General features: G+C 63.5%; 3 protein-coding genes and 1 pseudogene. All 4 read right to left on the bottom strand.

Translation table 11 applies throughout. The annotated features are described in order from the left end of the window. Positions 1 to 295: 295 nt before the first annotated feature. Entirely contained in the window at positions 296 to 637 is a 342-nt protein-coding gene (locus tag GZ998_RS07135) for a hypothetical protein (protein WP_219109453.1), read from the bottom strand. Positions 638 to 715: 78 nt separating this feature from the next. Continuing rightward, on the bottom strand, positions 716 to 967 hold the full coding sequence (locus GZ998_RS07130; RefSeq protein WP_219109452.1) for a hypothetical protein: 252 nt from the start codon (positions 965 to 967) through the stop codon (positions 716 to 718). After that, the gene (locus GZ998_RS07125) at positions 964 to 1263 is read right to left on the bottom strand and encodes a hypothetical protein (protein WP_219109451.1); all 300 of its coding nucleotides are present in this window, start codon (positions 1261 to 1263) and stop codon (positions 964 to 966) included. The genes GZ998_RS07130 and GZ998_RS07125 overlap by 4 nt, the downstream gene beginning before the upstream one ends. A 158-nt stretch (positions 1264 to 1421) precedes the next feature. Next, positions 1422 to 1599 (bottom strand): annotated as a pseudogene (locus tag GZ998_RS13100) (single-stranded DNA-binding protein); the annotation flags it as partial.

Genomic DNA, 1599 nt, shown 5'->3' with positions numbered 1-1599 from the left:
CAAGCACCGCCCCGGATTAACCTCCCAAACCATAATCACCCCGACTTTCCCGCACCACACCAGCCAAAACCCCGATCTTAAGCACCACGTACACGCCGATAACTCCCATCAGGACCCCGTAAAGGGCCAACGGGCGAGGCCCGTGCAGTCCCCGGGGTTCTTCGAAGCCTGTTACCGTCGCTCACTGCGGCCCGGTGCCCGCAGGGCGTGGGTCCGCCCACACCGGGAACATGACCAACCGTGTTCACCGGCCGGGGCCTTCACCCGACCCACGCGTGGGCGGCGGTGAGTCTGGTCAGGCGAACGACAGAGTGCCGTCGTCGCAGCGGTAGCAAGCGTATCCGGGGATGCCGGATAGATCGTACGCGAGGTGCACGCCACGCGTGCTACCGCACTCCTCGCAGCGACGCCCGCCCTTACTGCGGCTGCCGCCGTGGTTTCCCCTGTCGTCGAGGTAGGCGTACACCATCTGGCATCCCTTGGCCATGAAGGGCTTACCGAGCCCTACGCACTTGCGCGTGGTGGTCTTGCCACTCTTCAAAGTGACTTCAATTTCTCCGCCTTCGGAGTCTTTCAATTCCGTGTAGGGGCCGTAGGCCACCCACTTACCTGCTTTGGTCTTCCTGAAGGTGATCATGATCTGGCTCCTTGCCTGGAGTGGAGACTGGCCCGTAGGAACTGCACTGCCATAACCAGTCGTGGTCGGCATCCACCGCTACCCCTGTCGCTCCTCAACGAGAAGGATGTGTGGGTAGTCGGACCGGGCAAGCAGGTGCCTGTGTTTGTCGACGGCGCGGCGGTGATCCTTGCACTCGACGATCGCCTGGATGATCCCGTCGGCAAGGATCTCCCCGCCGGGGGTCACCGTCTGGACGTGGTATCCGATACGCAGGTCACCGAAGCCCGTGGAGCGGTTGTCGGAACGTTGTATGCGCCCGCTGGTAGCACCGGGCCTTGTGCCACTCATGACCGCCTGCTTCCCCGCCGCCGCTGGCGGCTCGACCGGATGCGCCCCGATACTGCGCTGACCCGCAAAGCGAGCCCTATGATCCAACGCGCAGGTGCCGTGGACATGCTCACGTTGTCCCACTCGTCGATCCGGTCACCGGTGTCGTTGCGCCGAACTTCGACGTTCAGCGCGGGCACGCGGTATGCGTCTCCGCCGTTGCGGTAGGCAAGTAATCCATCCAGAGAATCGCCTATGCTGCTGCACCCTTTGCGGATATTGATTAGCTGTGCGGTGGGCCATGTCTTGGTGGCCATGGACTCTTCCTTCATCTGTGGCTGATTGTCTGAAGCTTTGTGTGGGTTGAATTGATATGACCGATTTTCACGTCCCACACCATCCCGCAGGAGGGGGCGGGGCGTGAAAGTCTTGTCTTTGCAGCAGCCGTATTGAATCCGGCATGGCCCTGTGGCGATTAGAAAGGCGGTTGAGACCCGCCGCTGGTGGCCCAGGGGTCGTCCGGGGCGCCGCCCTGCGGGGCGTTGTAGCTGCCCTGCTGGCCGCCCTGGTTGTATCCGCCCTGCTGGCCTGCGTTGTAGCCGCCGCCCTGAGAGCCCTGGTTGAAGCCGCCCTGGCCGCCCCCGCGGGGCTGG

The sequence above is a fragment of the Actinomyces sp. 594 genome, from assembly GCF_019325145.1.
GTDB lineage: Bacteria > Actinomycetota > Actinomycetes > Actinomycetales > Actinomycetaceae > Actinomyces.
This window is presented reverse-complemented; position numbering and strand designations above follow the sequence as displayed.

Coding starts and splice junctions, on each gene's coding strand:
- GZ998_RS07135 (WP_219109453.1), bottom strand. CDS start 637: ATGATCACCTTCAGGAAGACCAAAGCAGGTAAGTGGGTGGCCTACGGC.
- GZ998_RS07130 (WP_219109452.1), bottom strand. CDS start 967: ATGAGTGGCACAAGGCCCGGTGCTACCAGCGGGCGCATACAACGTTCC.
- GZ998_RS07125 (WP_219109451.1), bottom strand. CDS start 1,263: ATGGCCACCAAGACATGGCCCACCGCACAGCTAATCAATATCCGCAAA.